This is a genomic window from Labrys methylaminiphilus subsp. lupini (assembly GCF_051161885.1).
Lineage (GTDB): Bacteria > Pseudomonadota > Alphaproteobacteria > Rhizobiales > Labraceae > Labrys.
Map to the genome: position 1 here is coordinate 499886 of NZ_JBMDIH010000001.1, position 24284 is coordinate 524169.

22 protein-coding genes are annotated in these 24284 nt (G+C 64.9%); 14 read left to right on the forward strand and 8 right to left on the reverse strand.

The window, feature by feature from the left end; genetic code table 11:
* The first annotated feature begins 90 nt into the window (after positions 1-90).
* The 3 genes from ACN6KF_RS02220 to ACN6KF_RS02230 all read left to right on the forward strand — a co-directional run bounded on the left by ACN6KF_RS02220 (position 91) and on the right by ACN6KF_RS02230 (position 4976).
* Complete coding sequence (locus tag ACN6KF_RS02220) at positions 91-2430, forward strand: heavy metal translocating P-type ATPase (RefSeq protein ID WP_434955264.1); 2340 nt, start codon at positions 91-93, stop codon at positions 2428-2430.
* A gap of 15 nt (positions 2431-2445) precedes the next feature.
* Entirely contained in the window at positions 2446-3960 is a 1515-nt protein-coding gene (locus ACN6KF_RS02225; protein WP_434955265.1) for a multicopper oxidase family protein, read from the forward strand.
* A 287-nt stretch (positions 3961-4247) separates the two neighbouring features.
* Positions 4248-4976 (forward strand): FecR family protein, encoded by a 729-nt coding sequence (locus ACN6KF_RS02230; protein ID WP_434955266.1) that lies wholly within the window; start codon positions 4248-4250, stop codon positions 4974-4976.
* Between the two features lie 45 nt (positions 4977-5021).
* Here the strand turns inward: ACN6KF_RS02230 and ACN6KF_RS02235 are convergent, their stop codons facing one another.
* From ACN6KF_RS02235 to ACN6KF_RS02245, 3 genes are all read right to left on the reverse strand, one after another.
* Positions 5022-5894 carry an NAD(P)-dependent oxidoreductase gene (locus tag ACN6KF_RS02235; protein WP_434955267.1) on the reverse strand — a complete coding sequence of 291 codons (873 nt, stop codon included), beginning with the start codon at positions 5892-5894 and terminating at the stop codon, positions 5022-5024.
* A 95-nt stretch (positions 5895-5989) separates the two neighbouring features.
* Entirely contained in the window at positions 5990-6574 is a 585-nt protein-coding gene (locus ACN6KF_RS02240; RefSeq protein ID WP_434955268.1) for a histidine phosphatase family protein, read from the reverse strand.
* Positions 6575-6649: 75 nt separating this feature from the next.
* Positions 6650-7684, reverse strand: coding sequence for an aldo/keto reductase (locus tag ACN6KF_RS02245; protein ID WP_434955269.1), 1035 nt, complete (start codon positions 7682-7684; stop codon positions 6650-6652).
* 293 nt (positions 7685-7977) lie between these two features.
* Between ACN6KF_RS02245 and ACN6KF_RS02250 the strand changes: the two genes are divergently transcribed.
* From ACN6KF_RS02250 to ACN6KF_RS02270, 5 genes are all read left to right on the forward strand, one after another.
* Positions 7978-8883 carry a DnaJ C-terminal domain-containing protein gene (locus ACN6KF_RS02250; protein ID WP_434955270.1) on the forward strand — a complete coding sequence of 302 codons (906 nt, stop codon included), beginning with the start codon at positions 7978-7980 and terminating at the stop codon, positions 8881-8883.
* A gap of 2 nt (positions 8884-8885) precedes the next feature.
* Positions 8886-9161 carry a chaperone modulator CbpM gene (locus ACN6KF_RS02255; RefSeq protein ID WP_434959594.1) on the forward strand — a complete coding sequence of 92 codons (276 nt, stop codon included), beginning with the start codon at positions 8886-8888 and terminating at the stop codon, positions 9159-9161.
* 109 nt (positions 9162-9270) lie between these two features.
* Positions 9271-10215 (forward strand): LysR family transcriptional regulator, encoded by a 945-nt coding sequence (locus tag ACN6KF_RS02260; protein ID WP_434955271.1) that lies wholly within the window; start codon positions 9271-9273, stop codon positions 10213-10215.
* A 254-nt stretch (positions 10216-10469) separates the two neighbouring features.
* Positions 10470-11282, forward strand: a complete 813-nt coding sequence (locus ACN6KF_RS02265; RefSeq protein WP_434955272.1) for an SDR family NAD(P)-dependent oxidoreductase — start codon at positions 10470-10472, stop codon at positions 11280-11282.
* Between the two features lie 103 nt (positions 11283-11385).
* Entirely contained in the window at positions 11386-13053 is a 1668-nt protein-coding gene (locus tag ACN6KF_RS02270; RefSeq protein WP_434955273.1) for an OFA family MFS transporter, read from the forward strand.
* 73 nt (positions 13054-13126) lie between these two features.
* Here the strand turns inward: ACN6KF_RS02270 and ACN6KF_RS02275 are convergent, their stop codons facing one another.
* Positions 13127-14002: an aldo/keto reductase family oxidoreductase gene (locus ACN6KF_RS02275; protein ID WP_434955274.1), complete on the reverse strand. Its 876-nt coding sequence runs from the start codon at positions 14000-14002 to the stop codon at positions 13127-13129.
* A 92-nt stretch (positions 14003-14094) separates the two neighbouring features.
* Here ACN6KF_RS02275 and ACN6KF_RS02280 point away from each other — a divergent pair, with 92 nt between their 5' ends.
* Positions 14095-15033, forward strand: coding sequence for a LysR family transcriptional regulator (locus ACN6KF_RS02280; RefSeq protein ID WP_434955275.1), 939 nt, complete (start codon positions 14095-14097; stop codon positions 15031-15033).
* A 19-nt stretch (positions 15034-15052) separates the two neighbouring features.
* Here the strand turns inward: ACN6KF_RS02280 and ACN6KF_RS02285 are convergent, their stop codons facing one another.
* Complete coding sequence (locus ACN6KF_RS02285) at positions 15053-15574, reverse strand: TetR/AcrR family transcriptional regulator (protein WP_434955276.1); 522 nt, start codon at positions 15572-15574, stop codon at positions 15053-15055.
* A 378-nt stretch (positions 15575-15952) separates the two neighbouring features.
* Between ACN6KF_RS02285 and ACN6KF_RS02290 the strand changes: the two genes are divergently transcribed.
* The 3 genes from ACN6KF_RS02290 to ACN6KF_RS02300 are packed head-to-tail and all read left to right on the forward strand — an operon-like array spanning position 15953 to position 21215.
* A complete protein-coding gene (locus ACN6KF_RS02290; protein WP_434955277.1) occupies positions 15953-17083 on the forward strand; it encodes an efflux RND transporter periplasmic adaptor subunit in 1131 nt (376 codons plus the stop codon).
* A complete protein-coding gene (locus tag ACN6KF_RS02295) occupies positions 17080-18165 on the forward strand; it encodes an efflux RND transporter periplasmic adaptor subunit (protein ID WP_434955278.1) in 1086 nt (361 codons plus the stop codon). Before ACN6KF_RS02290 ends, ACN6KF_RS02295 begins: the two co-directional genes overlap by 4 nt.
* Positions 18162-21215, forward strand: a complete 3054-nt coding sequence (locus ACN6KF_RS02300; protein WP_434955279.1) for an efflux RND transporter permease subunit — start codon at positions 18162-18164, stop codon at positions 21213-21215. The genes ACN6KF_RS02295 and ACN6KF_RS02300 overlap by 4 nt, the downstream gene beginning before the upstream one ends.
* On the opposite strand, the gene ACN6KF_RS02305 is transcribed toward ACN6KF_RS02300, so the two are convergent.
* Positions 21184-21738 carry a GNAT family N-acetyltransferase gene (locus tag ACN6KF_RS02305; RefSeq protein ID WP_434955280.1) on the reverse strand — a complete coding sequence of 185 codons (555 nt, stop codon included), beginning with the start codon at positions 21736-21738 and terminating at the stop codon, positions 21184-21186. The two genes, ACN6KF_RS02300 and ACN6KF_RS02305, sit on opposite strands and share 32 nt — an antisense overlap.
* Positions 21739-21909: 171 nt before the next feature.
* Complete coding sequence (locus ACN6KF_RS02310) at positions 21910-22347, reverse strand: Lrp/AsnC family transcriptional regulator (protein WP_434955281.1); 438 nt, start codon at positions 22345-22347, stop codon at positions 21910-21912.
* 125 nt (positions 22348-22472) lie between these two features.
* Between ACN6KF_RS02310 and rocF the strand changes: the two genes are divergently transcribed.
* Positions 22473-23408 (forward strand): arginase, encoded by a 936-nt coding sequence (rocF, locus tag ACN6KF_RS02315; protein ID WP_434955282.1) that lies wholly within the window; start codon positions 22473-22475, stop codon positions 23406-23408.
* Between the two features lie 175 nt (positions 23409-23583).
* The gene (locus tag ACN6KF_RS02320) at positions 23584-23997 is read left to right on the forward strand and encodes an ACT domain-containing protein (RefSeq protein WP_434955283.1); all 414 of its coding nucleotides are present in this window, start codon (positions 23584-23586) and stop codon (positions 23995-23997) included.
* A 32-nt stretch (positions 23998-24029) separates the two neighbouring features.
* Here the strand turns inward: ACN6KF_RS02320 and ACN6KF_RS02325 are convergent, their stop codons facing one another.
* On the reverse strand, positions 24030-24242 hold the full coding sequence (locus ACN6KF_RS02325; RefSeq protein WP_434955284.1) for a hypothetical protein: 213 nt from the start codon (positions 24240-24242) through the stop codon (positions 24030-24032).
* Between the last annotated feature and the right edge of the window lie 42 nt (positions 24243-24284).

A 24284-nucleotide genomic window follows, 5' to 3' on the forward strand; every position in this document is an offset into this window, starting at 1 on the left:
GCTTGACCTTCCCATGATGTCAAGCCTTACGCCCTGTCCAGGAAGGCTGGGAAACCAGCGGGAATCGACTGAGAGGCATGGGACGGGCTGATGAACGACCATCACCATCATCACGATCACCACCACGATCATGCCGGGGCGCATGCCGGCGTGAAGGACCCGGTCTGCGGCATGGAGGTCGATCCGGCGACCGCCAAGCATTCGCTTCGGCACGAGGGGCACCCCTACTATTTCTGCTCGGCCGGCTGCAAGTCGAAATTCGAGGCGGAGCCGGGGCGTTATCTCGGCGAGCGCAAACCCAAGCCGACCGCGCCTGAAGGCACGATCTACACCTGCCCGATGCACCCCGAGATTCGGCAGGAAGGGCCGGGATCCTGCCCGATCTGCGGCATGGCGCTCGAGCCTCTCCAAGTCACGGCCGAAGCCGGCCCCAATCCCGAACTCACGGATATGACGCGGCGCTTCTGGGTGAGCCTGGTGCTGGCCTTGCCCGTCTTCGTCCTGGAGATGGGCTCTCATCTCGTCTCCGCGCTGCATCATCTGGTGCCGCCGGCCCGATCGGCCTGGATCCAGCTCGTCTTGGCCAGTATCGTGGTGCTGTGGGGCGGCTGGCCCTTCTTCGTGCGCGGCTGGCAGTCCGTCCTGCGCCGCAACCTCAACATGTTCACCCTGATCGCCATGGGCACCGGCATTGCCTGGGTCTACAGCCTGGTGGCGGTGCTGGCGCCTGGCCTATTCCCCGAAGCCTTCCGTGGCGACGATGGCAGCGTGGCCGTCTATTTCGAGGCGGCCGCGGTGATCACCGTGCTCGTGCTGGTCGGCCAGGTGCTCGAACTCAGGGCCCGCGAACATACCTCGGGGGCGATCCGGGCTTTGCTCAACCTCGCGCCGAAGACGGCGACGCTCATCCGGCCGGATGGCTCGGAAGAGGAGATCACGCTCGACAAGGTGGCGGTGGGCGACAATCTGCGTATCCGTCCCGGCGAGAAGGTGCCGGTGGACGGCAGTGTGCTGGAGGGTCGCTCCTCGCTCGACGAGGCCTTGGTGACCGGCGAATCCATGCCGATGAGCAAGGCCGTCGGCGACAGCGTCATCGGCGGTACGCTCAACCAGACCGGTGCTTTGGTCATCCGCGCCGACAAGGTCGAGGGCGACACCATGCTGGCCCAGATCGTGCAGATGGTGTCGCAGGCGCAGCGTTCGCGTGCTCCGATCCAGCGCCTAGCCGACCAGGTGGCCGGCTGGTTCGTACCCCTGGTCATCCTGGTCGCGGCGGCGGCCTTTGCCGCCTGGGCCGTGTTCGGCCCCGAGCCTCGCTTCGCCTATGGCCTGGTCGCGGCGGTCACGGTGCTGATCATCGCCTGTCCCTGTGCCCTGGGATTGGCGACGCCGATGTCGATCATGGTCGGCGTCGGCAAGGGAGCCGGTCTCGGTGTGCTAATCCGGAACGCCGAAGCGCTGGAGCGGTTGGAAAAGGTCGACACCCTGGTGGTCGACAAGACGGGTACGCTCACCGAAGGGCACCCAACCCTTACCGCCATCTGGCCCGCCGAAGGCTTTGGCGAGGACGAGCTGCTGCGGCTGGCGGCCAGCGTGGAGCGCGCCTCCGAACATCCCCTCGCCCGGGCCGTGGTCGCGGCGGCGGAGGCGAAGGGTCTCGCCTTGTCCGCGGTTGTGGATTTCGATTCACCCACGGGCAAGGGTGCGCGGGGTACCGTCGAAGGCCGGCCGGTGCTCCTCGGCAATGCGGCCTTCATGGCGCAGGAGGGCGTTGCGGTCGCCCTGGCGGCGGAAGCCGACCGGCTGCGCCACGACGGTGCGACGGTAATCTTCGCCGCTGTCGACGGGCGTCTCGCCGGCCTGCTCGCCATTGCCGATCCGGTCAAGGAAACCACGCCGGCTGCCCTGGCCGCCCTGCGTGAGGAGGGCATCCATGTCGTGATGATCACCGGGGACAACCGTGTTACCGCCGAAGCCATCGCCCGCCGGCTCGGCATCGATGCCGTCGAGGCCGAGGTCCTGCCCGAACGCAAGAGCGCGCTGGTCGAGGCCTTCAAGCGCGAGGGCAAGATGGTGGCCATGGCCGGTGACGGCGTCAACGATGCGCCGGCCCTGGCAGCGGCCGATGTCGGCATCGCCATGGGCGCGGGCACGGATGTCGCGATCGAGAGTGCCGGCGTCACCCTGGTCAAGGGCGATCTCATGGGCATCGTGCGGGCAAGGCGGCTGTCGCAGGCCACCATGGCCAATATCCGTCAGAATCTCTTCCTCGCCTTCGTCTACAACGCAGCCGGCGTACCGGTTGCCGCCGGGGTGCTCTACCCCTTCTTCGGCATCCTGCTGTCGCCCATCATCGCCGCGGCCGCCATGGCGCTCTCCTCCGTCAGCGTCATCACCAATGCGCTCCGCCTGCGCGCACGCCAGCTCTGAATAAGGATTGGAACTATGAACAGACGTGAATTTCTGCTCTCGGGCGTTGCGGCCCTGGTGATTTCAGGCCCGGCCGCGGCGCGGATGCAGGACCATTCCAAGCATGGCATGCCGGGCATGGAGAGCATGTCCGGAGAGGCCGGCAAGATGGCGGCTCCCCGGAGTTCTCTGGCGCTGCCTGAGGGAGCCCCGTTGCGCGACCTGCCCCGCCTCGCCAACCGGGCCAGCGAACCCGGGCATTTCGAGGCCGAACTCACGGCCAAGCCCGCCATCGTGCGTTTTGCCGAAGGGATCGACACACCTATCCTCGCCTATGAGGGCGAGACTCCCGGTCCCCTGATCGAAGTGACCGAGGGCGACAAGGTCGCCATCCGCTTCGCCAATCGCCTGCCGGGCGAGGAGACCACCATCCACTGGCACGGCATGCCGGTGCCGGCGGAACAGGACGGCAATCCCATGGACCCGGTGGCCTCAGGCGCCGATCGGCTCTACGCCTTCGAACTGCCGGAAGGCAGCGCCGGCAGCTATTGGTATCATCCCCACCCCCACGGCCGTACGGCCGAGCAGGTCTATCTTGGTCTCGCCGGGGCCTTCATCGTCAAGCCCCGCCAGGATCCGATCCCGGCCGCCTATGGCGACACGCCGCTGTTCTTCACCGATCTGAGGCTGGCGGCGGACGGTTCGATCCCGGCCAGCACCATGGCGGATTTGATGAATGGGCGGGTCGGCGACCATGTCCTGGTCAACGGCCAGAAGAAGCCCGTCCTGGTGCTGCCGGCCGGCAGCCGGCGCCGTTTCCGCCTGTTCAATGCCACCAATGCGCGCTTCCTGCGCCTCACCTTCGGCACGGCGGCGATAACGCTGATCGGCAGCGATGGCGGCCTGCTGGAAGCGCCGGTGACCGGCCTTCGCGCCATCGACCTGGTTCCCGCCGAGAGGGCGGAGGTCATCGTCGCCTTCGACCAGCCGGGACGGGTGGTGCTGAGGACCGAGGATGTCGATCGCGGCTGGATGGGCCCCGGACGTCCCGATACCGCCGCTGAGCTGATGACCATCGAAGTCACGCGGGAACGGGCCGAGCCGGCCCCGCCTCTGCCGGCCAGGCTGCTAAGCATTGCCGATCTCGGCCTGCCCGTCGCCACGCGCCGCCTCGAGTTCACCGAAACCATGTCGATGGGGGAGGGTGGCATGAAAATGGGCTTTCTCATTAACGGTGCCGCCTTCGACATGGGCCGTGTCGATGTCGTCACCAAAGCGGGGCAGACCGAATTGTGGGAGATCGCCAATCTCGCCGACATGGATCACCCCTTCCATCTTCACGGCACGCAGTTCCAGCCGGTGGAGACCGAGCGGGACGGCCGGGTGAGCAAGGCGCCTTATCGCGCCTGGAAGGATACGATCAATGTCGCGAGGGGCCAAACAGTGCGTCTGCTGGTGCGGCAGGACCAGCCGGGCCTGCGCATGTATCACTGCCATATCCTGGAACATGAGCAACTGGGAATGATGGGGGTCGCCGAGGTGCGGGCCTGATCTTATCGTCCTTCCTTGCTGTAGAAGCCTAAGGCTTCTGTATGAGTGCGAGGGGCTTGTAGACGAAAGGGTTTCAGCTAGGATGAATGACTGGCCGCGAGCAAGGAGTTCGAGGATCTTACTTTGCGGCCGGTGCCGGAAGAAGCGTACACATCAAGAATAGAGCGGTACCGCCATCTGCGGACATTCCTTGAAACGGATCGTCCCGACAGGAGGGATACCGTCGGCTTGGCGGTGTCGGGTCCGGTTTTCCCGTGATCCGCCACCCCTCGTTTGGAAAGCTCATCATGCCGATCCATCGCCGTTCCCTCCTGGCTGGCCTGCTGCTTGCCGGGCTGCGGCCGGAGAGAGTCCTGGCTCGGGCGGCCGTGGAGGCTGGCTCGATTCTGGGCGCCAGCGGCGAAAGCACCGCGCAGGCCCGCGGCCAGACACGTCTGCTTGCCGTCGGCGATCCCGTCTATCTCAACGATCTCCTGGCGACCGGCGAGAGCGCGCGACTGTCGGCGCAACTGGGTGAGGCCACCCGCTTGCTGCTCGGCGCCCGCACGAGAGTGCGTATCGACAAGTTCCTGGTCGACCGTGGCGGCAGGCTGGTGCTCGAGCGGGGTGCCATTCTGTTCGACCGCCCGCATGACCGGCCCTCGGGCGAACTCAGCGTTACCACGCCTTTCGGGCTGATCGCCGCTCGCGGCACCCGGTTCTTCGCCGGGCCGAGCTGGGGCAAGTTCGGCGTCTATGTCGAGAATGGTGTCGTCGACGTCGCCACCAAGGGGGGAACGGTGCGGCTTACCCCTGGTTTCGGCACCGAGCTCACCGGTATGCAGGCCGCACCGGCCAAGCCTGCACCCTGGAGCCGCCTGCGCGTCGGCGAGGCCTGGGGCGCCGTGGTCGGGCCGCGCAATACGTTTGGCGGCGGTGACGTGTCGCCCTCGGGTGGTGGCGACATGCCGTCGCCGGGCGGTGCTGGTAAGCCGTCGGATCACACATCAGGCGGCAGTCACCCCGCGCCGAAATAGCACTCCTGTGTCAATGGCAGCGCGGCGGCAGGGTTTTCGCCTTGTTCAATGCGCTGTCCGCGCCTCGATGGCACGGATCACCGCCGCCATGTCGAGCGAGCCGTGGCCGAGATCCTGTGTTTCGCCATAGAGGGCGTGGCAGACATCGAGGAGGGGCGAGGCGAGCCCGGCGCGGCGGGCGGCCTCCGCGACCAGGCGGGTATTCTTCAAGACATCGGCGATCGAGGCCTGCACTGCAAAATCACCCTCGACCAGTTTCGCCAGCTTGATACGGGAGACCGGACTCGCCATCGGGCCCGCATCGAGGATGGCCTGGAATTGCTGCATGTCGAGGCCGTGCCGCTCCGCGAAATGGGCGGCCTCGGCCAGGCCGGTCACCATGGTGATCAGGAACAGGTTGACGGCGAGCTTCATCGTCAATGCGCTGGGAACGGCCCCGCAATCGAAGGCCTGATGGCACATCCTGTCGATCAGGGGGCGGATCTGGGCGAGTGCCTCGGCGTCGCCCGCCAGCATGGCCACGAGCTGCCCGGCTTCGGCAGGCTTGCGGGAGCCGGAAACCGCGGCTTCAACATAGTGGCCGCCGGCGGCGCGGATATCCTGGTCGAGCCGGCGCGAATCCTCCGGTGAGATCGTGCCCATCTGCACGATGATGTGACCGGCGACCCGGTCTTCGAAATCGCTGGTGTCCCGGCCGAGCACCGCATCGATCGCGCCCGTGTTCGCCAGCATCAGGATCACGATGCCGGCCTTGGCGAAGAGCTCACCGGGGTTGCCGGCAACCTCGGCCCCCGCCGCCTGCAGGCTGGCACATTTGTCCGGGGAGCGGTTCCAGACCACCAGCGGTGTTCCCGACCGTGCAAGATTGAGCGCCATGGGCTCCCCCATGACGCCGAGACCGATGAAGCCGACTGGCATGACGACGCGTTTCTCGTTCCGAAATTTCCAATCGTGGAATGGTATCTTCGCGCTGGACGGCGATCTTGAACGATTGTGCGTGGAAGCGGATAACTCTACGGCTCGATGCGGCGCCAGCCATGCAGCAGGCGGCGGCTCGTCACGTCTAGGGCGAAGTAATTGCCGCCGCCCGGCGCCTGGTCGTATCGGCGGTCGATCGGCACGCACAGAAGATGGCAAAGCAGGAGGGCGCCGACACCGCCATGGGCGACGAGCGCGATGTCGCCGCTGCCGCCATCCTTGTCCAGGATGGCCTCGACGGCTGCGATGATGCGGGCCTGGGCGTCGATGGCCCGCTCCCAGCCGCGAATGCTCTGCTCGGGATTGGCAAAGAAGGCGTCGGCGGTTGCCTCGAATTCGTGGGGCGGCAGGAAGCCGGTGGCCGATCGGTCGTTCTCGTGCAGGGCCGGCTCGATCTGCAGCTCCAGGCCGAGAGGGCTCGCCAGGATCTCGCCGCCATCGCGAGCCTTACGCTCGTCACTGGCATAGACGGCGCTGATTCCAGCCACGAAGCCGTGCCGGTTGAAGGCCTCGTGCCGGGCTCGTCCCTTTGTTGAGAGACGCCATTGCGGCACGGGAATGGAGGGATCGATCTCGACTTCCGCATGGGTGATGAAATAGGCGGTCCTGACGGTACCCAAGCGGCTGTCTCCGATGAAATGCCGCGCCATCCTGGCCGAAGAGGAAGGCGATGGCCATCCCCTTCGGCCCGATGATCAACCCTGGGGCGTCGGCAGGCGGGTGGCGCTCTGGCGTTCGATCATCCAGCCGGGATATTCACGCGGCAGGGCACTCACCTTGTCGAGGCGAGCGAGTTCCTCCTCGCTCAGCACCACGTCGGTGGCAGCCAGATTGTCGTCGAGCTGCTCGATGGTCTTGGCGCCGATGATCACCGACATCACGAAGCGCTGATGCAGCACGAAGGCCAGGGCGATGCGGGCGACGGAGACGCCATGCGTCGCGGCGATCTCGCGCATCACGTCGATGGAGGCGAAGGCGCGCTCCTTGTCGACGGGCGGGAAGTCGAAGCTGGCGCGACGCGAGCCTTCGGGACCATTGCCGTCGCGGTCATATTTGCCGGAGAGCAGGCCGCCGGCAAGCGGGCTCCACACCATCAGGCCGAGCTTTTCGGCTTCCAGCAGCGGGACGATCTCGCGTTCGAGGTCGCGGCCGGCAATGGTGTAATAGGCCTGCAAGGTCGAGGGCCTGGTCCAGCCATGCCGGTCCGCGAGGCCGAGGGCCTTCATGATCGTCCAGGCCGACCAGTTGGAGACGCCGACATAGCGTATGCAGCCCTGGCGCACGAGATCATCGAGGGCCCGCATGGTTTCCTCGATCGGGGTTATGCGGTCGAGGCCGTGGATCTGGTAGAGGTCGATATAGTCGGTGCCGAGCCTCTTCAGGCTCGCCTTGACCGCATCCATGATGTGGCCGCGCGAGGCGCCGCGGTCGTTCGGGCCGGTGCCGACCACGCCGAAGGCCTTGGTCGCCAGCACGACGTCCGAACGCTTGTGGCCGGAATTGACGATGGCCCGTCCGGTGATCTCCTCCGACAGGCCGCCGGAATAAACATCAGCGGTGTCGATGAAATTGATGCCGGCGTCGAGGGCGCGGGCGACGATTCCGTCGGCGACCGTCTGGTCGAGCTGGCCGATCGCGTTCCAGAATTCATTGCCGCCACCGAAAGTCATGGTGCCCAGGCAAAGTTCCGAGACATGCAGGCCAGTGCCGCCAAGTGTCTTGTAACGCATGAGATGATGTCCGTGAAATGAAGGGATGGATCCTGCCGTACACGCGGCATGGAAAGGCGCGGGATCTCGTCTCGCGTCCTCAAGGAGGTTAGGCCATGGCGGCCGGTATCAAAAGCCGGCGACTGCTCCACACGCTATATAGCCGTGCTATACAATGATGGAGGGATACGCGGAGCGCTTTGCGAAGCCCGTGCCGTCAATTCTGAGGCGGTTCTTCATTCCGTCTCATCGCAAAACGCATTAGCATCCGCGAACGCTGTTTCCTCGCTATTCGAATCGTGTCGGAGCCGATTGTGAGAAATCCTTACGAGGTTCTCGGTGTTGCCTCGACGGCGTCTCCCGCCGAGATCCAGAGCGCCTTTCGCCAGCTTGCAAAAAAGCTGCATCCCGATCTCAACCCCGGAGACAAGAGCGCGGAAGACAAATTCAAGGAAGTCACGGGTGCGTACGATCTGCTCAGCGATGCAGACAAGCGCAAGCGTTTCGACAATGGCGAGATCGATGCGAGCGGGGCGGAACGGCCGCCGCAGCATTTCTACCGGGAATACGCAGGATCGGACCAGGATCACCCCTATGCGGACGCCTCCGGTTTTGCTGACTTCATGGACGAAGAGGATGCCTTTGCCGAGCTCCTGAGGCGGGGGCAGCGGGCCCGTGCAAACCGGCGTGGCCAGGATATGCATTATCGGATGTCGATCGAGTTCGCCGATTCGGTGACGGGCGCGAACAAGCGCCTGACACTGCCCGATGGCGGCACACTCGACGTCAAGATTCCAGCGGGCCTGGTGGATGGACAGACCCTTCGCCTGAAGGGCAAGGGCATGCCGGGCGCGGGAACGGGCAGTTTTGGCGATGCCTTGATCGAAGTGGAAGTCCTGCCGGATCGACGCTTCACGCGCGAGGGCGACGACATCACGCTCGAACTGCCGATCTCGCTGTCGGAAGCTGTGCTGGGAGGACGGGTGCGGGTTCCCACCCCCACGGGGGACGTGACGATGTCGGTGCCGAAAGGCTCGAATACCGGCACGACCCTGCGCCTGAAAGGAAAGGGCGCTCCCCGCCGCGGCGGCGGTCAGGGCGACCAGTTCGTCAAGCTGAAGGTGGTTCTGCCGAAGCCACCGGACCCGGAACTCGAAGCCTTCGTTTCGAACTGGGCCAGGGGGAAGGACTTCGATCCGCGTGAGGATGGAGCATCATGAGCATGAACAAGCACGAATTTCTGACAAGTTCCGGCCTCCAGGTGCAGACGCTGGAATTGTGGCTTGAGCAGCGCTGGCTCATCCCTCGGCAGACCGATGCCGGCGTGCAATTCACCGAGATCGATGTCGCACGCGCCCGCCTGATCCGGGATTTGAAGGAAGATATCGGAGCCAATGACGAGGGCATCGACGTCATCTTGCATCTTACGGATCAGCTCCATGGCCTGCGCCGTGCCCTGGCGCAATTGCGGGCCGACATGCAGGAGGGCTCATCGTGATGCGATTTGCCATGAGGCGGAATTCTCTTCAGCCCTTGTCGAGCCATGCGAACGCCTCAAGGCGAGAGTGCATGATTTGACATGACGGTTTTGATTGTACGGTTCGGATATGGCGCGCAGTGACCCGTTCGACGGCCTCTCCGAATTCCTCGCCATCGTGCGCCGGGGCAGCTTTCGGGCCGCGGCGATCGAGTTGGGGGTTACCCCGGGTGCGGTGAGCCAGGCGCTGCAGGCGCTGGAGCGACGGCTCGGCCTGCCGCTTTTGCATCGGACCACGCGCAGCATCGCCCTGACCGAGGATGGCGAGCGGCTGCTTTCCCAACTCGGCCCGGCAGCCGAAACCATCGTCGGGACGCTCGACGAACTCGTGCAGTCGCGGCTGAAGCCCTCGGGCACGCTGCGCCTGCTCGTGCATCGCATGGCGCTCGTGCATGTGCTCGAACCCGTCCTGCCGCAGTTCCATCAGCGCTGGCCGGAGATGCGGGTCGATGTGACTGTGGATTCGACCCATGCCGAATTGGTGGAGGGCGGTTTCGACGCCGGCATTCGTGTCGGTGAATTCATCGACAGGGACATGATCGCCGTGCGTGTCACGCCGATCTTCCGCTGGGTGGTGATGGCGGCTCCGGGCTATCTTGCCCAGCGGGAGCGGCCGCAGATGCTGGAGGACATCGCCGGACATGAATGCCTGCGATATCGACGTCCGGATGTCGGCGATATCTATCGCTGGGAATTCGAGCGCGACGGCCAGGCGCTCAGCATCGATCCGCCCGGCACCATCGTCTCCAATGATCCCGGCCTGCTGCGCGCGCTGGCGGTGCAGGGCATGGGGCTGCTCTACGGCTCGACCCTGCAATCGGCCCGGGAATTGGAACAGGGGCTGCTCGAACCGGTCCTGGAAGAGTTTTCGCCGGCGGGCGACAGCCTGTTCATCTATTTTCCCAGGACGAGCCGCAGCCAACCCAAGCTGAGGGCCTTCGTGGAGGCGTGTACGGAGCATCTGCGCCAACAGGCGACGTCAGCCTCGATTCATGCATCAGGTTCGGTGCTGTAAGATTTTGTTGTCGCATCGTTTTCAGCCAGAACGCGGGCGCTGGGCCGTGGCACGGTGCTCTCGCATTTCCGGCCTTCCGCGCGATCCGGTTTGATGCCAGAGATAATTATGTCGGACTTTTGAGTCGGAACCCCGGTTCCGCCTCGAGGACGGCCACAGCTTCAAGAACAAGCAGGCTCCGGGGCGGTCCATGCCGCTGTCGCAGCACTGCGCAGGCGCCCTTCCCGGGAAGGCGCCAAGCGAGGAAACCGATCATGGGCGTGCACGAACAACAAGAGCAGCGGGGAACTGGCGCGGTCAGCCTTTCCGGCTTCTTCGGCCTGGAGGGCAAGGTTGCTGCGGTGACCGGTGGCGGCAGCGGCATCGGCCTGGCGGCGGCGCAGGCCCTGGCCGCGGCGGGCGCTGAGGTCGTCATTCTCGATCGGGCGCCGGTGGGAGACGACGTGCTTGCCAGCGTCGAGGGAAGCCGGCCTGCCGAGGCCCTCGTCATGGATGTGACCGACGAAGCCGAGGTGGCGGCGCGTTTCGCCGAGATCGTCGCCCGCCACGGCCGCATCGACATTCTCGTCAACAATGCCGGCCTCGCCATCCGCGATGCCGCGGTGGATCTCAGCCTGGAGGCATGGGACAAGGTGGTGGCCGTCAACATGACGGGCGTCTTCCTGTGCGCGCGCACCGCGGCCCGCCACATGATCGCGGCCGGGCAGGGCGGGGCCGTCATCAACACGGCTTCGATCATGGCCTTGTCGGGGGGCGGCATCTACCCGAACATCTCCTACCAGACCACCAAGGGCGCCATCGTCAATCTCACCCGTGCCCTGGCGGTGGAATGGGCTCCGCACCGCATCCGGGTGAACGCGGTTGCTCCCACCTATGTGCGCACGCCTTTCATCGCCCCCCTGCTGGCCCAGCCAGAACTGATGCAGCGCATCGAAGCGATGACGCCGCTGCGCCGCATCGCCGAACCGCATGAGGTCTCCCCGGCGATCCTCTTCCTCGCCAGTCCCGGTGCCGCCATGGTGACCGGCCACACGCTTCCGGTGGATGGAGGGTTTCTAGCTCAGTAATTCACCAGTCCTGTCATTGCGTGTTCCTCTGTTTCGTGGAAGTTTGCGTCCTGAAATGGCTCTTCGTCCACGAATTTAAGAATAAAATAATGAGGAAGCACCAATGAACAGCAGTGTTTCCGCCGGGAGCGGCGGTCTGTCTCCTGGGCTTTTGGATCGAGAGCGCATCGTTGCACGGCCGGGGTTCAATCGTTGGCTCGTGCCCCCTGCGGCACTGGCCATCCATTTGTGCATCGGCATGGCCTATGGCTTCAGCGTGTTCTGGTTGCCTCTAGGACAGGCGCTTGGCATAACCAAGCCGGTAGCCTGCGCGGTCGATCCGGGCTTCTGGGGCGCTCTCGTCGGTCTTGGGCGGGCCCTGTTCACCACGAGTTGTGACTGGCGCGTCTCCGACCTGACCCTGACCTATACGCTCTTCTTCGTGCTGCTCGGCTCGGCTGCGGCGATCTGGGGCGGCTGGCTGGAGCGGGCCGGGCCGCGCAAGGCCGGCGTCGTGGCGGCGCTGTGCTGGTGCGGCGGGCTGCTTATCTCGGCCATAGGCGTCTACATCCACCAACTCTGGCTGATCTGGCTGGGTTCGGGCGTGATCGGCGGCATCGGCTTGGGGCTGGGCTACATCTCGCCCGTCTCCACGCTGGTCAAATGGTTCCCCGACCGGCGTGGCATGGCGACCGGCATGGCCATCATGGGCTTCGGCGGTGGTGCGATGATCGGCTCGCCCTTGGCCGACATCCTGATGAACCATTTCAAGAGCGCCGATAGTGTCGGCGTCTGGCAGACTTTCGTGACGCTGGCGGTTGTTTATTTCGTCTTCATGATGGCGGGGGCCTTCGGCTATCGCGTGCCGCCGGCGGGTTGGCAGCCGGAAGGATGGACGCCGCCCGAAAGCACCAAGGCCATGATCACCTCGGGCCATGTCCATTTGTCCAATGCCCACAAGACCCCGCAATTCTGGCTGATCTGGGCCGCGCTCTGCCTCAACGTCTCGGCCGGCATCGGCGTGCTCGGCATGGCCTCGCCCATGCTGCAGGAGATCTTCGCCGGTTCCCTGATCGGCAAGCCGGAGATCGGTTTCGCGACACTCGATGCCGGGCAGGCCAAGCTGGTCGCCACCATCGCCGCGAGCTTCGTCGGCCTGCTGTCGCTGTTCAACATCTTCGGACGTTTCTTCTGGGCCTCGCTTTCCGACAAGCTCGGGCGCAAGCTCACTTATGCCACCTTCTTCGGCCTCGGCATCGTGCTCTATGCCTCGGCGCCCTGGGCCGCCCATACCGGGCTGCTGGCGGTGTTCGTCGCCTTCTTCTGCGTGATCGTCTCGATGTATGGCGGCGGCTTTGCGACGGTGCCGGCCTATCTCGCCGACATGTTCGGCACCCAGTTCGTCGGTGCCATCCACGGCCGGCTGCTGACGGCCTGGTCGACGGCGGGGATCGTCGGACCGGTGGTGATCAACTACATCCGCGATGCCCAGATCGCCGCGGGCGTGCCGCGAGCGCAAGTCTATGATCGCACCATGTATGTTCTCGCCGGCATGCTGGCCGTCGGCTTCGTCGTCAACCTCATGATCAAGCCGGTGGCTTCCCGCTGGTTCATGACGGACGCCGAGGTGGCGGCCCTGCAAAAGCGCGGACAGACGCAGGAGGGGAAATCCTCGGGCATCGGGCGGGGCGGGCTGAACGGGCCGGCCGTCCTGGCCTGGCTCGCCGTCGGCATTCCCATCCTGTGGGGTGTGTGGATCACCTTCTCCAATGCGCTGAAGCTGTTCCACTAAGGCGAGGCGCACACCCGTCTCGCGAAAGAGCGAGATGGGGAACGGATCATTCCAGGCGGTTCACTTGCTTCCCTCAGGAATGCCCGGCCGCAATGCGATCGAGCGCGGCGACCTCGTCTTCCGGCAGATCGAGCTTTGCCGCGGCGAGGTTGGCTTGCAGATGCGCCACCGAGGAGGTGCCCGGGATCAGCAGAATGTTGGGCGCGCGGCGATAGAGCCACGCCAGCGCGACCTGCAGGGGTGAAGCTTCGAGGCGCTGGGCAACCTCCGACAACGTCGAGGATTGCAGCGGCGTGAACCCGCCGAGCGGGAAATAGGGCACATAGGCGGTACCTTCTTGGGCGAGATCGTCGATCAGGATATCATCGGCCCGGTGGGCGAGGTTATAGTGGTTCTGCACGCAGACGATCGGGCAGATGCGGCGTCCTTCCGCGATCTGCGTTGCGGTGACGTTGCTCAGTCCGACATGCCGGATCAGGCCCTGTTGCCGAAGCTCGGCCAGGACGCTGAGCGGTGCCTCGATCGAGCCCTCGGCCGGCCCGTGAACGTCGAACATGACGCGCAGATTGACGACGTCGAGCACATCGAGCCCGAGATTGCGCAGATTGTCGTGCACCGCCTGAACGAGGGCCTCCCGTGAGAAGGCAGGAAACCATGAGGCGTCCTCGCCACGCCGCGCGCCCACCTTGGTGACGATGACGAGGTCATCCGCATAGGGATGCAAGGCCTCGCGGATCAGCCTGTTGGTGACATGCGGGCCGTAGAAGTCGCTGGTATCGATATGGTTGACGCCGGACGCAACGGCTTCGCGCAACACGGCCAGCGCTGCATCGTGATCCCGGGGCGGGCCGAACACGCCCGGCCCTGCAAGCTGCATGGCGCCATAGCCGAGCCGCCTCACATGACGGTCGCCGAGGGTGAAACTATCGGACTGCTCGATTGTGGTCATAGCCGATCTCCTGTTCGTCCTGCGTAGCTAGGGGCTGTCAACTTGCGCGACAATCAGTCATAATTGGGACAGGTTGTTCGGAGTTGCGAACAGTGAAAGTCGACCTCAACGATCTCCATGCTTTCATGACCGTCGCGCGTGCTGGGGGATTCCGCGACGGTGCCCGTGCGAGCGGTGCCAGTCCGTCTGGTTTGAGCGAGGCGGTGAGCCGGCTGGAGACGAGGCTCGGTGTCAGGCTGCTGAACCGCACGACGCGCAGTGTCGCGGCTACCGAGGCCGGCGAGCGCCTGCTCGAACGGCTCGGCCCGGTCATGAGCGAGATGGAGGCGGCGCTGGACGTCGTCAACGGTTTTCGCGACAAGCCGGCCGGGACGCTCAGGCTCAATGTGCCCGTCAGCGCGGTTCGGCTGGTGCTGCCGGCGATCGTGCCTGATTTCCTCGCCGCTTTTCCCGATATCCGCCTGGAGGTGATTGCCGAGGACAGCTTCGTCGACGTGCTGGCGGCCGGCTGCGATGCCGGCATCCGCTACGACGAGCGGCTTGAGCAGGACATGATAGCCGTGCCCATCGGGCCGCGTGTGCAGCGCTTTGCCGCCGCGGCTGCGCCTGTTTATCTCGATCGACGGGGGCGGCCAGAGCACCCGCGCGATCTGCTTCATCACGCCTGCCTGCATGGCCGATTTTCATCCGGGGCGATGCCGGCCTGGGAATTCGAGCGCGATGGCGAGGTCGTGACCGTCGATACGACGGGGCCGCTGCTGGTGAGCGTCGGCACGGCGACGGATCTGGCCGTCGATGCCGCAGTCGCGGGCACCGGTATCATCTATCTGTTTGAGGATTGGTTGCGCCCCCATTTCCACAGCGGAGCCCTCGAACCCGTCCTCGAACCCTGGTGGGAGCGCTTCTCCGGCCCCTTCCTGTACTATCCCGGGCGCCGTCTGGTACCTGCGCCGCTGCGGGCGTTCATCGATTTCATCAAGAACTCCGCGCCGCGCCTTTTTCCGGACGAAAGTGAGCAAGGTCCCGAGTAAAAAGGGCCTGGGCGCGACATCAGGCCTTGGCGGCGAAGCTGTCCAGCTTCTCGAACAGGGTGGCCAATTGCTCCGCGCTCGGCTGGAAGGACTTCATGCCCAGGCTGATGAGAATGCCGTAGGACGCGAACAGCACCAGGGTTGAGTCGATGCTCCCGGCCTTGCCGTCCTTGTTTGCCCTCTCGACCAATGTGCTGAACATGGTGGCAAGCACGGAGGCCGCTTCCGGGATTTCGGCGGCGGTCACCAGGAACGCCGGCGACACGCCGCCTTCCTCCAGAGCGATGCGGCGGGCGAACTGAGCCAAGGCCGAGGCGAAATTCACGGTCGAGCCCGCGGTTTCGTCGATTTCCATCATCAGCGTTTCCATGTCCTGGCTGATAGCGGCGACGATCAGGGCCGTCTTGGTCGGGAAGTGGTGCAGCACACCGCCCTTGCTGACGCCGGCTTCCGCCGCCACCAGATCGATGGTGAGGTTGTGAACGCCGACGCGCTCGATCACGCCGACGGTAGCGGTCAGGATCTGCCCGATGGTTTCCATGCTGCGCCGTTGCAACTTGCGCGCGCGAAGAGTTTGGGGCGGGGGAGGAGTCTGGGGCATAATTCCTGAAACGATCTCGATATAATAAAAACCGTCTGGACGGTTTTGTTTTTAACTGATATGGGAACGCTGTGCAAGCGGAGAGTCCCGCTGCTGGCTGAGTGATCTTCCTAAAGCGTTTTGCGATTTGGCGGAATCGCCTTGAATCGCAGAGTCGCGTCGAAACAAGAAGTTGGAGCAGGACGGTGTTTCCATTTGAACACGGTTTGCTCCGGACGCTGCGGAGCGGCAAGGGCGATGCGTGGACTGCAAGGGCTCGGGCCTTCCCGTCGAAACGACCCAATCGAACGACATTCGCATGAAACAGCGAGGGCGACGATGATCTCAAACCTCAGCAATCCCATGCAATTGCGCCGTGCCCTTCTTTTCGGAGGCCTGGTCGCGGTGCTCTCGCCTGCTATCGCCTGGGGCGGAGGGCCGCCGGCGCGCGTCGGCATCGTCACGGCCCGGGCCACGGATTACCGGCCGAGCGTCAGCCTGACCGGCGATGTCGAGGCCCAGGTGCAGAGCGATATCTCCTTCCGCGTGAGCGGGCGCATCATCGAGCGGCTGGTGGATGTCGGCGATCATGTCACGCCGGACCAGGTACTGGCTCGCGTCGACGGGCAGGAACAACGCATCGCCCTCGACACCGCCAACGCCGCCCTTGCCTCGGCGCAAGCGCAACTGCAGCAGAGCCAGGCGGCCTATCAGCGCCAGAAAACACTGATCACCAGCAACGCCACCTCGCAAAGTTCCCTCGATGCGGCGCAGGAGAATCTGAGTGTGGCACAGGCGTCGGTTTCGGCCGCGACGGCCCAGGTCGAACAGGCCAAGGAGCAGCTCGGCTACGCGGATCTTCGCGCGGGTGTGGCCGGCACGGTGACGGCACGCAATGCCGAGACGGGGCAGGTGGTGCAGGCCGGCCAGACCGTGGTCAGCATTGCGCAGGACGGGCCGCGAGACGCGGTTTTCGACGTCTATGAGGCCTTGATCGACAAGCCGCCGGGTTCGCCCGAAGTCGGCATCACGCTGGTAGCGGACCCTCGTGTGAAAACCACCGGCCATGTCCGGGAGGTCTCGCCCATCGTCGATGCCCGCAAGGGCACGATCCGGGTGAAGATCGGCCTCAAGGAGACGCCACCCGGCATGTCGCTGGGCACGGCAGTGCGTGGTGAGGCGAGCCTTGCCCCGCAGCGGCGTTTCGTGCTGCCGGCTTCGGCGCTGTTCGAATGGCAGGGCAAGCCGGCGGTGTGGACCGTGACAGCCGATCAACATCAGGCGCAGCCGCGCGCGGTCACGCTCGACCGCTACACCACGCATGACGTCGTGCTGTCGGGCGGGCTCGAGGATGGCGAGGCCGTCGTCGTGCAGGGCGGCCAGTTGCTGCGCCCCGGCCAGATTGTCGAGACTGTCCAGATCGAGAAAGCCGTCCAGAGCGTGGAAACAATCTTGGAGCAAGGGCAATGAGGCCAACCACACTCGGCGCTGCCATATCCGCGCTGCTCATCGGCGCATTTCCCGTGGCCGTGGCTTTCGCCCAGGAGCCTGCCAGGCCGGTGCTGACACTGACGGCCCGCAGCGTCGATACGGCGAGTTTCGGGCCTTTCGTCGGCAGTGTCGATGCCCGTTTCCAGACCAATCTCGGCTTTCAGGTCGGCGGGCGCATCATCGCGCGCGAAGTGAATGTCGGCGACAGGGTCAAGCAGGGCGCCAGGCTGGCGGCCGTCGACGCCACCTTGCTGCGGCTCGCCGTGCAATCGGCCCAGGCCGACCTTGCCAACGCCAAGGCACAGCTCGCCAATGCCGTGCTGACAGAGAACCGCAGCCGTGCCCTCGTGGTCACCGAAACGGCTTCCCGGGCCCAGGTCGACACGGCGGTGGCAGCCCGCGAGACCGCCGCAGCCAAGGTGTCTCAGGCCGAGGCCTCGCTGCGGCAGGCCCAGAATGTCCTCGGCTATGCCGAACTGGTGGCTCCTTATGAGGGGGTGATCACCGCCGTGAATTCGGATGTCGGCAAGGTGGTGTCGGCCGGCGACATCATCGTCACCCTGGCCCGGCCCGATGTGCGCGAGGCCGTGGTCGATGTGCCGGATTATCTGTCGGACGAACTCAAGGCCTATGCCAGCTTCGACGTCGTCCTTGCGGGCGAGCCAAGCATCCGTACGACCGCCACGCTGCGCCAGCTCGCCCCCGCTTCGGACGCGGTGACACGCACCCGCCGGGCTCGCCTGGCGCTGCAGGATCCACCCAATGCCTTCCGCCTCGGCTCCACCATCTCGGTCTCGGCCACGCGAAAGGTCGCTCCCTACATCGCCGTTCCGGTTTCGGCTCTGGCTGGCCCTGCCGACAAGCCATCGGTCTGGATCGTCGATCCGGTCAAGGCCGTGGTCACGGCCCGGCCGGTGAAGCTGGTCTCCCGCAAGGCGGGCTATGCCGTTGTGGATGGCATAGAGAACGGCGACATCGTGGTGGAGGCCGGCGTCGGCACTCTGCAGGCCGGCCAGGCCATCGATCTCAAGCGCAGCCAGAACCCAGAGGGGCAGAAATGAGCGGATTCAACCTGTCCGACTGGGCGCTCAAGCATCGCTCCTTCATTTGGTATCTGATGATCGCCTCGGTGATCGCCGGAGCCCTCTCCTATGTCCGGCTCGGCCGCGAGGAGGATCCTTCCTTCGACATCAAGACCATGGTCGTCCAGGTGAACTGGCCGGGGGCGACGCTGGAGGAGACCCTCAACCAGGTCACCGACCGGGTCGAGAAGGAACTCCAGCAGATCGGCGCGCTCGATTACACCAAGAGCTATACCCGGCCCGGTACGGCCACCATCATGGTCAACCTGAAGGACACCACCAATGGCCGGGCGCTGAGCGATGCCTTCTACCAGATACGCAAGCATGTGAACGATATCTGGTACACCCTGCCGAGCGGTGTGCAGGGACCGTATTTCAACGATGAGTTCGGTGACGTCTACGGCAATGTCTATGCCTTCACCGCCGACGGCATCGATTTCCGGCAACTGCGCGACTATGTGGAGCAGGTCCGCGACCGTGCGCTCGCGGTGCCCAATGCCGGCAAGACCCAGATTCTCGGCGCGCAGGACGAGGTTGTATATCTCGACTTCGACACCGCGCGTCTTGCCAGTCTCGGGCTCGACCGCCAGGCGGTGATCGCCTCCCTGCAGGCGCAGAACTCCGTATCGGCCGCCGGTGTGATCCAGGCGGGCCAGGACCGCGTCAGCGTGCGCGTCGATGGCGGCTTCAAGTCGGAACAGGACCTCAGTGCCATCAATTTACGCGTCAATGACCGCTTCTTCCGCCTGAGCGACGTCGCCACCATCACACGCGGCTATGTCGATCCGCCGAGCTCTCTGTTTCGCTTCGATGGCAAGCCCGCCATTGGCCTGGCCATCGCCATGGCGCCCAACGGCAACCTTCTCCAGTTCGGCGAGGACCTGAAGGAAGCCATGGCCGAGGTTACCGCTACCCTGCCGATCGGCGTCGGCGTGCATCTGGTCTCCAACCAGCCGGCGGTGGTCGAGGAGGCGATCTCCGGCTTTACCCGGGCGTTGCTCGAAGCCGTGATCATCGTGATGGCGGTCAGCTTCGTCAGCCTTGGCCTGCGTGCCGGGTTGGTGGTTGCGATTTCAATTCCCCTGGTCCTGGCCATCGTCTTCCTGGTGATGGAATATACCGGCATCTCCCTGCAGCGCATTTCGCTGGGCGCGCTGATCATCGCCCTCGGCCTTCTGGTCGACGACGCCATGATCACGGTCGAGATGATGATCAGCCGGCTGGAGGCGGGTGACAACCTCCTCAAGGCGGCGACCTTCGCCTATACCTCGACCGCCTTTCCGATGCTGACCGGCACGCTGGTGACGGTGGCCGGCTTCATCCCGATCGGGCTCAATTCGAGCTCGGCCGGTCAATATACCTTCACTTTGTTCGTGGTGATCGCGGTTGCGTTGCTGGTGTCCTGGATCGTCGCCGTGCTGTTTGCGCCGCTGGTGGGCGTGACGGTGCTGCCGGCCACCATGAAGAAGCACGACGAGAAGCCGGGCCGCTTCGCCGCCGCTTTCAAGAGCGCGTTGCTCGCGGCCATGCGATGGCGCTGGGTCACCATTGCAATCTGCCTCGGCCTGCTTGGCGCCTCTGTCGTGGCCATGGGCCATGTGCAGCAGCAGTTCTTCCCCTCATCCGACCGGCCTGAACTCCTGGTCGACATGACACTGCCTCAGAACAGTGCCATCGGCGAAACCAAGGCGCAGATGGACCGCTTCGAGAAGGCTCTGGCCGGCGATGGCGACGTGGTGCGCTGGAGTTCCTATATCGGCCAGGGCGCCGTGCGCTTCTATCTGCCGCTCGACCAGCAGCTCTCCAATCCCTTCTTCGGCCAGGCCGTCGTGGTCACCAAGGATATCGAGGCGCGAGATCGGGTGCAGAAGAAGCTGGAGGTGCTGGCGCGCGACAAGTTCGTCGGCATCGACATTCTCGTGCATCCGCTCGAGCTCGGCCCGCCGGTCGGGCGCCCGGTGCAATATCGCGTCAGCGGCGCCGATATCCAGAAGGTGCGCGAGCAGGCGATCAAGCTGGCCGGCCTGATCGCGACCGATCCCAATCTCGGCACCATCACCTTCGATTGGAACGAGCCGGCGCGCGTGCTCAAGGTCGAGGTCGACCAGAACAAGGCCCGGCTGCTCGGCGTCACCTCGCAGGACATCGCCTCCATCCTCAACGGCACGCTGGCGGGGGCCGCCTTCACCCAGGTGCGCGACCACATCTATCTGATCAACGTGGTTGGCCGGGCGACGGCGGACCAGCGCAATTCGGTGGAGACGCTGGAGAACCTGCAGATCCCGCTTTCCGGCGGCACGGTGGTGCCGCTGCGGGCGGTGGCAAATATCGGCTACGGCATGGAGCAGCCGATCGTCTGGCGCCGTTCACGCCTGCCCACCATCACGGTGCGGGCGGCGCTGGAAGGCAATGTCCAGCCGGCGACCGTGGTCGAGCGCCTGGCGCCGAAACTGGCGCAGTTCAAGGCCCAGCTTCCCGACCACTACAAGCTCGAGGTCGGCGGCGCGGTGGAGGAATCCGCCAAGGGCCAGGGACCGATCATCGCCATCGTGCCGATCATGCTTCTGACCATGATGACCATCCTGATGATCCAGCTCCAGAGCTTCCAGAAACTGTTCCTGGTGGTCAGCGTGGCGCCACTCGGCCTGATCGGCGTGGTGCTCGGCCTGCTGCCCTTCAACCAGCCGATGGGCTTCGTTGCCATCCTCGGCATTCTCTCGCTGATCGGCATCATCATCCGCAATTCGGTGATCCTGGTGAAACAGATCGAGGATCACGAGGAAGAGGGCATGGATCGCTGGACGGCGGTGGTGGACGCAACCGTCCACCGCATGCGCCCGATCATGCTGACGGCCGCGGCTGCGAGTCTGGGCATGATTCCGATCGCCCGCGAAGTGTTCTGGGGACCGATGGCCTATGCCATGATCGGCGGCATCCTGGTGGCGACCGTGCTGACGCTCCTGTTCCTGCCGGCCCTCTACGTGGCCTGGTACCGGATCAAGGAGCCGAAGACACCGGCTGCCGCCTGACGAGCGCCTCTAGATCGTCCCAGGCATAGACGAGGTTATGCGAGCGCCAGAGCGGGCCGGGATCGGTATAGGATCCAGCTTTCCTGCCGCCCTGCGCCTCGTAGAAGGCGATCGCCGGCTGATTGCCGGCGACGACGCCGATGGCGGCGCTTCGGCGTCCCTGTTCGACCAGCCGTGCCGCGATGGCCTCGAGCAGGGTTCGCCCGATGCCCTGGCGCTTGTGCAACGGATCGACATAGAGGTGCTTGATCTCGCTGCGTCCGTCGAAGATCGCCTGCGAGGGGCGGCCCGCCGCGGCAAAGCCGACCAGTCCGGCTCCGCTCTCGGCCAGCAGCACGATCTGGTCTGTAGCGGCCGAGGTCAGTCGCTTGTGCCAACTGGCGAAGCGATGCTCTTCGTCGAGCACGACGAAGGCCTTGGAGGGCGCGAGGGCATGATAGGTGTGGCGCCAGACCGCGACATGCAGGTCGGCCATGGCTCTGGCATCGTCGAGATGGGCAGGTCGGATGCTGACTGCGCTCATTCCATCACTCCGAAAGCTTGTGCTGGGTCTTCATGGGACTGCGATCCGCGGTAGATATCGCCGGGATATCCACCGGCAAGGCCTCTGGCACCCCAGTCAAGCACAGCAGCGGGCGGGATGAAAGTATCGTTGGCGTGAGGGGGCGGAAGCAGCCGCCCTGCCGGAGACGTTCTACAATCGAGCTTGCGTAGTGCGCGGCGTGGCGAGCAGCAGGTGGGTCTCGGAGGCGGTGACGCCCTGGATCAGGCGCACGCGACGCAGCACGGCGTCAAGGTCGCTGAGATTGAGGGTGGCGAACTCCACCACGATGTCCCAGCGGCCATTGGTGGTATGCACGGCACTGATTTCCGGAAAGCCGCCGAGGATGTCGATGACCCGGTCGGCTGCCCGCCCTTCAACTTCGATCATCACGATGCCGCGCACCGGCATGGCGATCGCGTCGGCCTTGAGGATCACCGTATAGCCGATGATGTCGCCCTGGGCTTCCATGCGCTCGATCCGCGCCCGCACCGTGGCGCGCGACAGGCCGAGTTCGCCGGCGAGGTCGGAAATGCTGCGCCGGCCGTTATGGCGCAGCAAGGTGAGGAGCTGGCGGTCGATGTCGTCCATGAGCCTGCCGAAATGATCATGAGTTTATGCCAATTCGATAAGGTATATTGAGCTTTTTGCCAATTTGCATCGTTCATACCGCCAAGCCTGGGCGATAGACTGCCGCCGATTTTCAAGAGGCTCTCATGACTTCGAAACATTGTATCTTGCTGGGTGCGCCACTGCAGGAAGGCACGGGGCGGCTCGGCTGCGACATGGGCCCGAGCGCCTTTCGGGCCGCCGGCCTGGCCGGTGCCCTGCAGGAACTCGGCCACAGCGTCGAGGATCGCGGCAATCTCACTCCCACTCCCCAGCGTGCGATCCGCCACGCCAATCCCGCCATCAAGCACCTGCCCGAAGTGGTGGCGTGGACCGAGGCTCTCACCGAAGCGGCCTATCGCCTCGGGGCCGAAGGCCTGCCGATCGTCATCGGTGGCGATCACGGCATGGCCGCCGGCACGCTGGCGGGCTTCAGCCGCCGGGCAGCCGAGACGGGACGGCCCTTCTTCGTGCTGTGGCTCGACGCCCATCCCGATTTTCACACGCTGGACTCGACGGTGAGCGGCAATCTCCACGGCTGCCCGGTTGCCTATGCCACCGGCCAGCCGGGCTTCGAAGGGTATTTTCCCCCGCTTGCTGCACCGGTGAAGCCCGACCACATCTGCATGATGGGCATCCGCAGCGTCGATCCGGCCGAACGGACGGCGCTCGCCGCTGCCGGCGTCACCGTGCATGACATGCGAGCCATCGACGAGCATGGCGTCGGCCCGCTGCTGCAGGCCTTCCTGAGCCGCGTGGCTGAGGCGAACGGGGTGCTGCATGTCAGCCTCGACGTCGATTTCCTCGATCCCGGCATCGCGCCGGGCGTCGGCACCACGGTGCCGGGTGGTGCGACCTTCCGTGAGGCACATCTGATCATGGAGATGCTGCATGACAGCGGCCTGGTCGCCAGCCTCGATCTCGTCGAGCTCAATCCTTTCCTCGACGATCGTGGCCGCACGGCTCTGCTGATGGTCGATCTCGTCGCCAGCCTGATGGGGCGCCGCGTGATGGATCGGCCGACCCGCGCCGGCACGGCCTAGCCTTCAGCTCTCTTGCTGATTTCGGCGCTTTCTCAACCGTTCCTGCGAGCCTGGCCATTCATTCGATCGGCAAGGCTCGCAAAAACCCGGAAATCAAATCTTTCGCTGTAGTATCGGGGACGGGAGACCCGCGTCGCGATTTCGCCGAGGCGGACCGGCAATTCAGGGAGGCCGCATGCCACACAGTGTTCGTGATACCGGGGCCATGATTGCCGGCATGACCCCACGCCTCAAGGAAGGGGACTTTGTCTTCTGCACCACGACCTCGCCGGCCGTGATCGAGGCGGCTGCCAGGCAGGCTCTGTCATTCTTCCGGGAAGAGGAAGGCGTCACTTTGATCTTGCTGGTGGAAGAAGCCGCCACCCTCGGCTTCGACACCGCCATGGCGATGAAACGCATCGAGCTGGAGGTTTTCTCGGCGCTCGATGGTGTCGGATTGACGGCCGCGGTCGCCTCCGCCCTGGCTGACGCCGGAATCCCCTGCAACATGGTGGCCGCCTATCATCACGATCACGTCTTCGTTCCTGCCGGGATGGCCGAGCGTGCCGTCGCCATCCTGGAGGCCGCACAGCGGCAGGCTGGGGGCTGACGTCGCCCCATCACCCGCCGCGCAAAAGCCGCTCAGTCATGAACGCGCTTTGCTCCAGCGACATAGGGCAGCACGAACATATAGAGGCCGCTGAACAGCAGCAGGAAGAGCGGCAGCAGGGGCGCATAGACCACGAAGGCAGGCGGTTCGCCTAACGCCATGGCAACGAAATTGGCGATCACGCTTAATGTGAAGACAATGGACAGCCAGCGATGGGTCCGTCGAATCCAGGCATTGATGTTCAAGGAAGCCTCCCTTTGTCGATATCGAGCGGGTAACCCGCGATG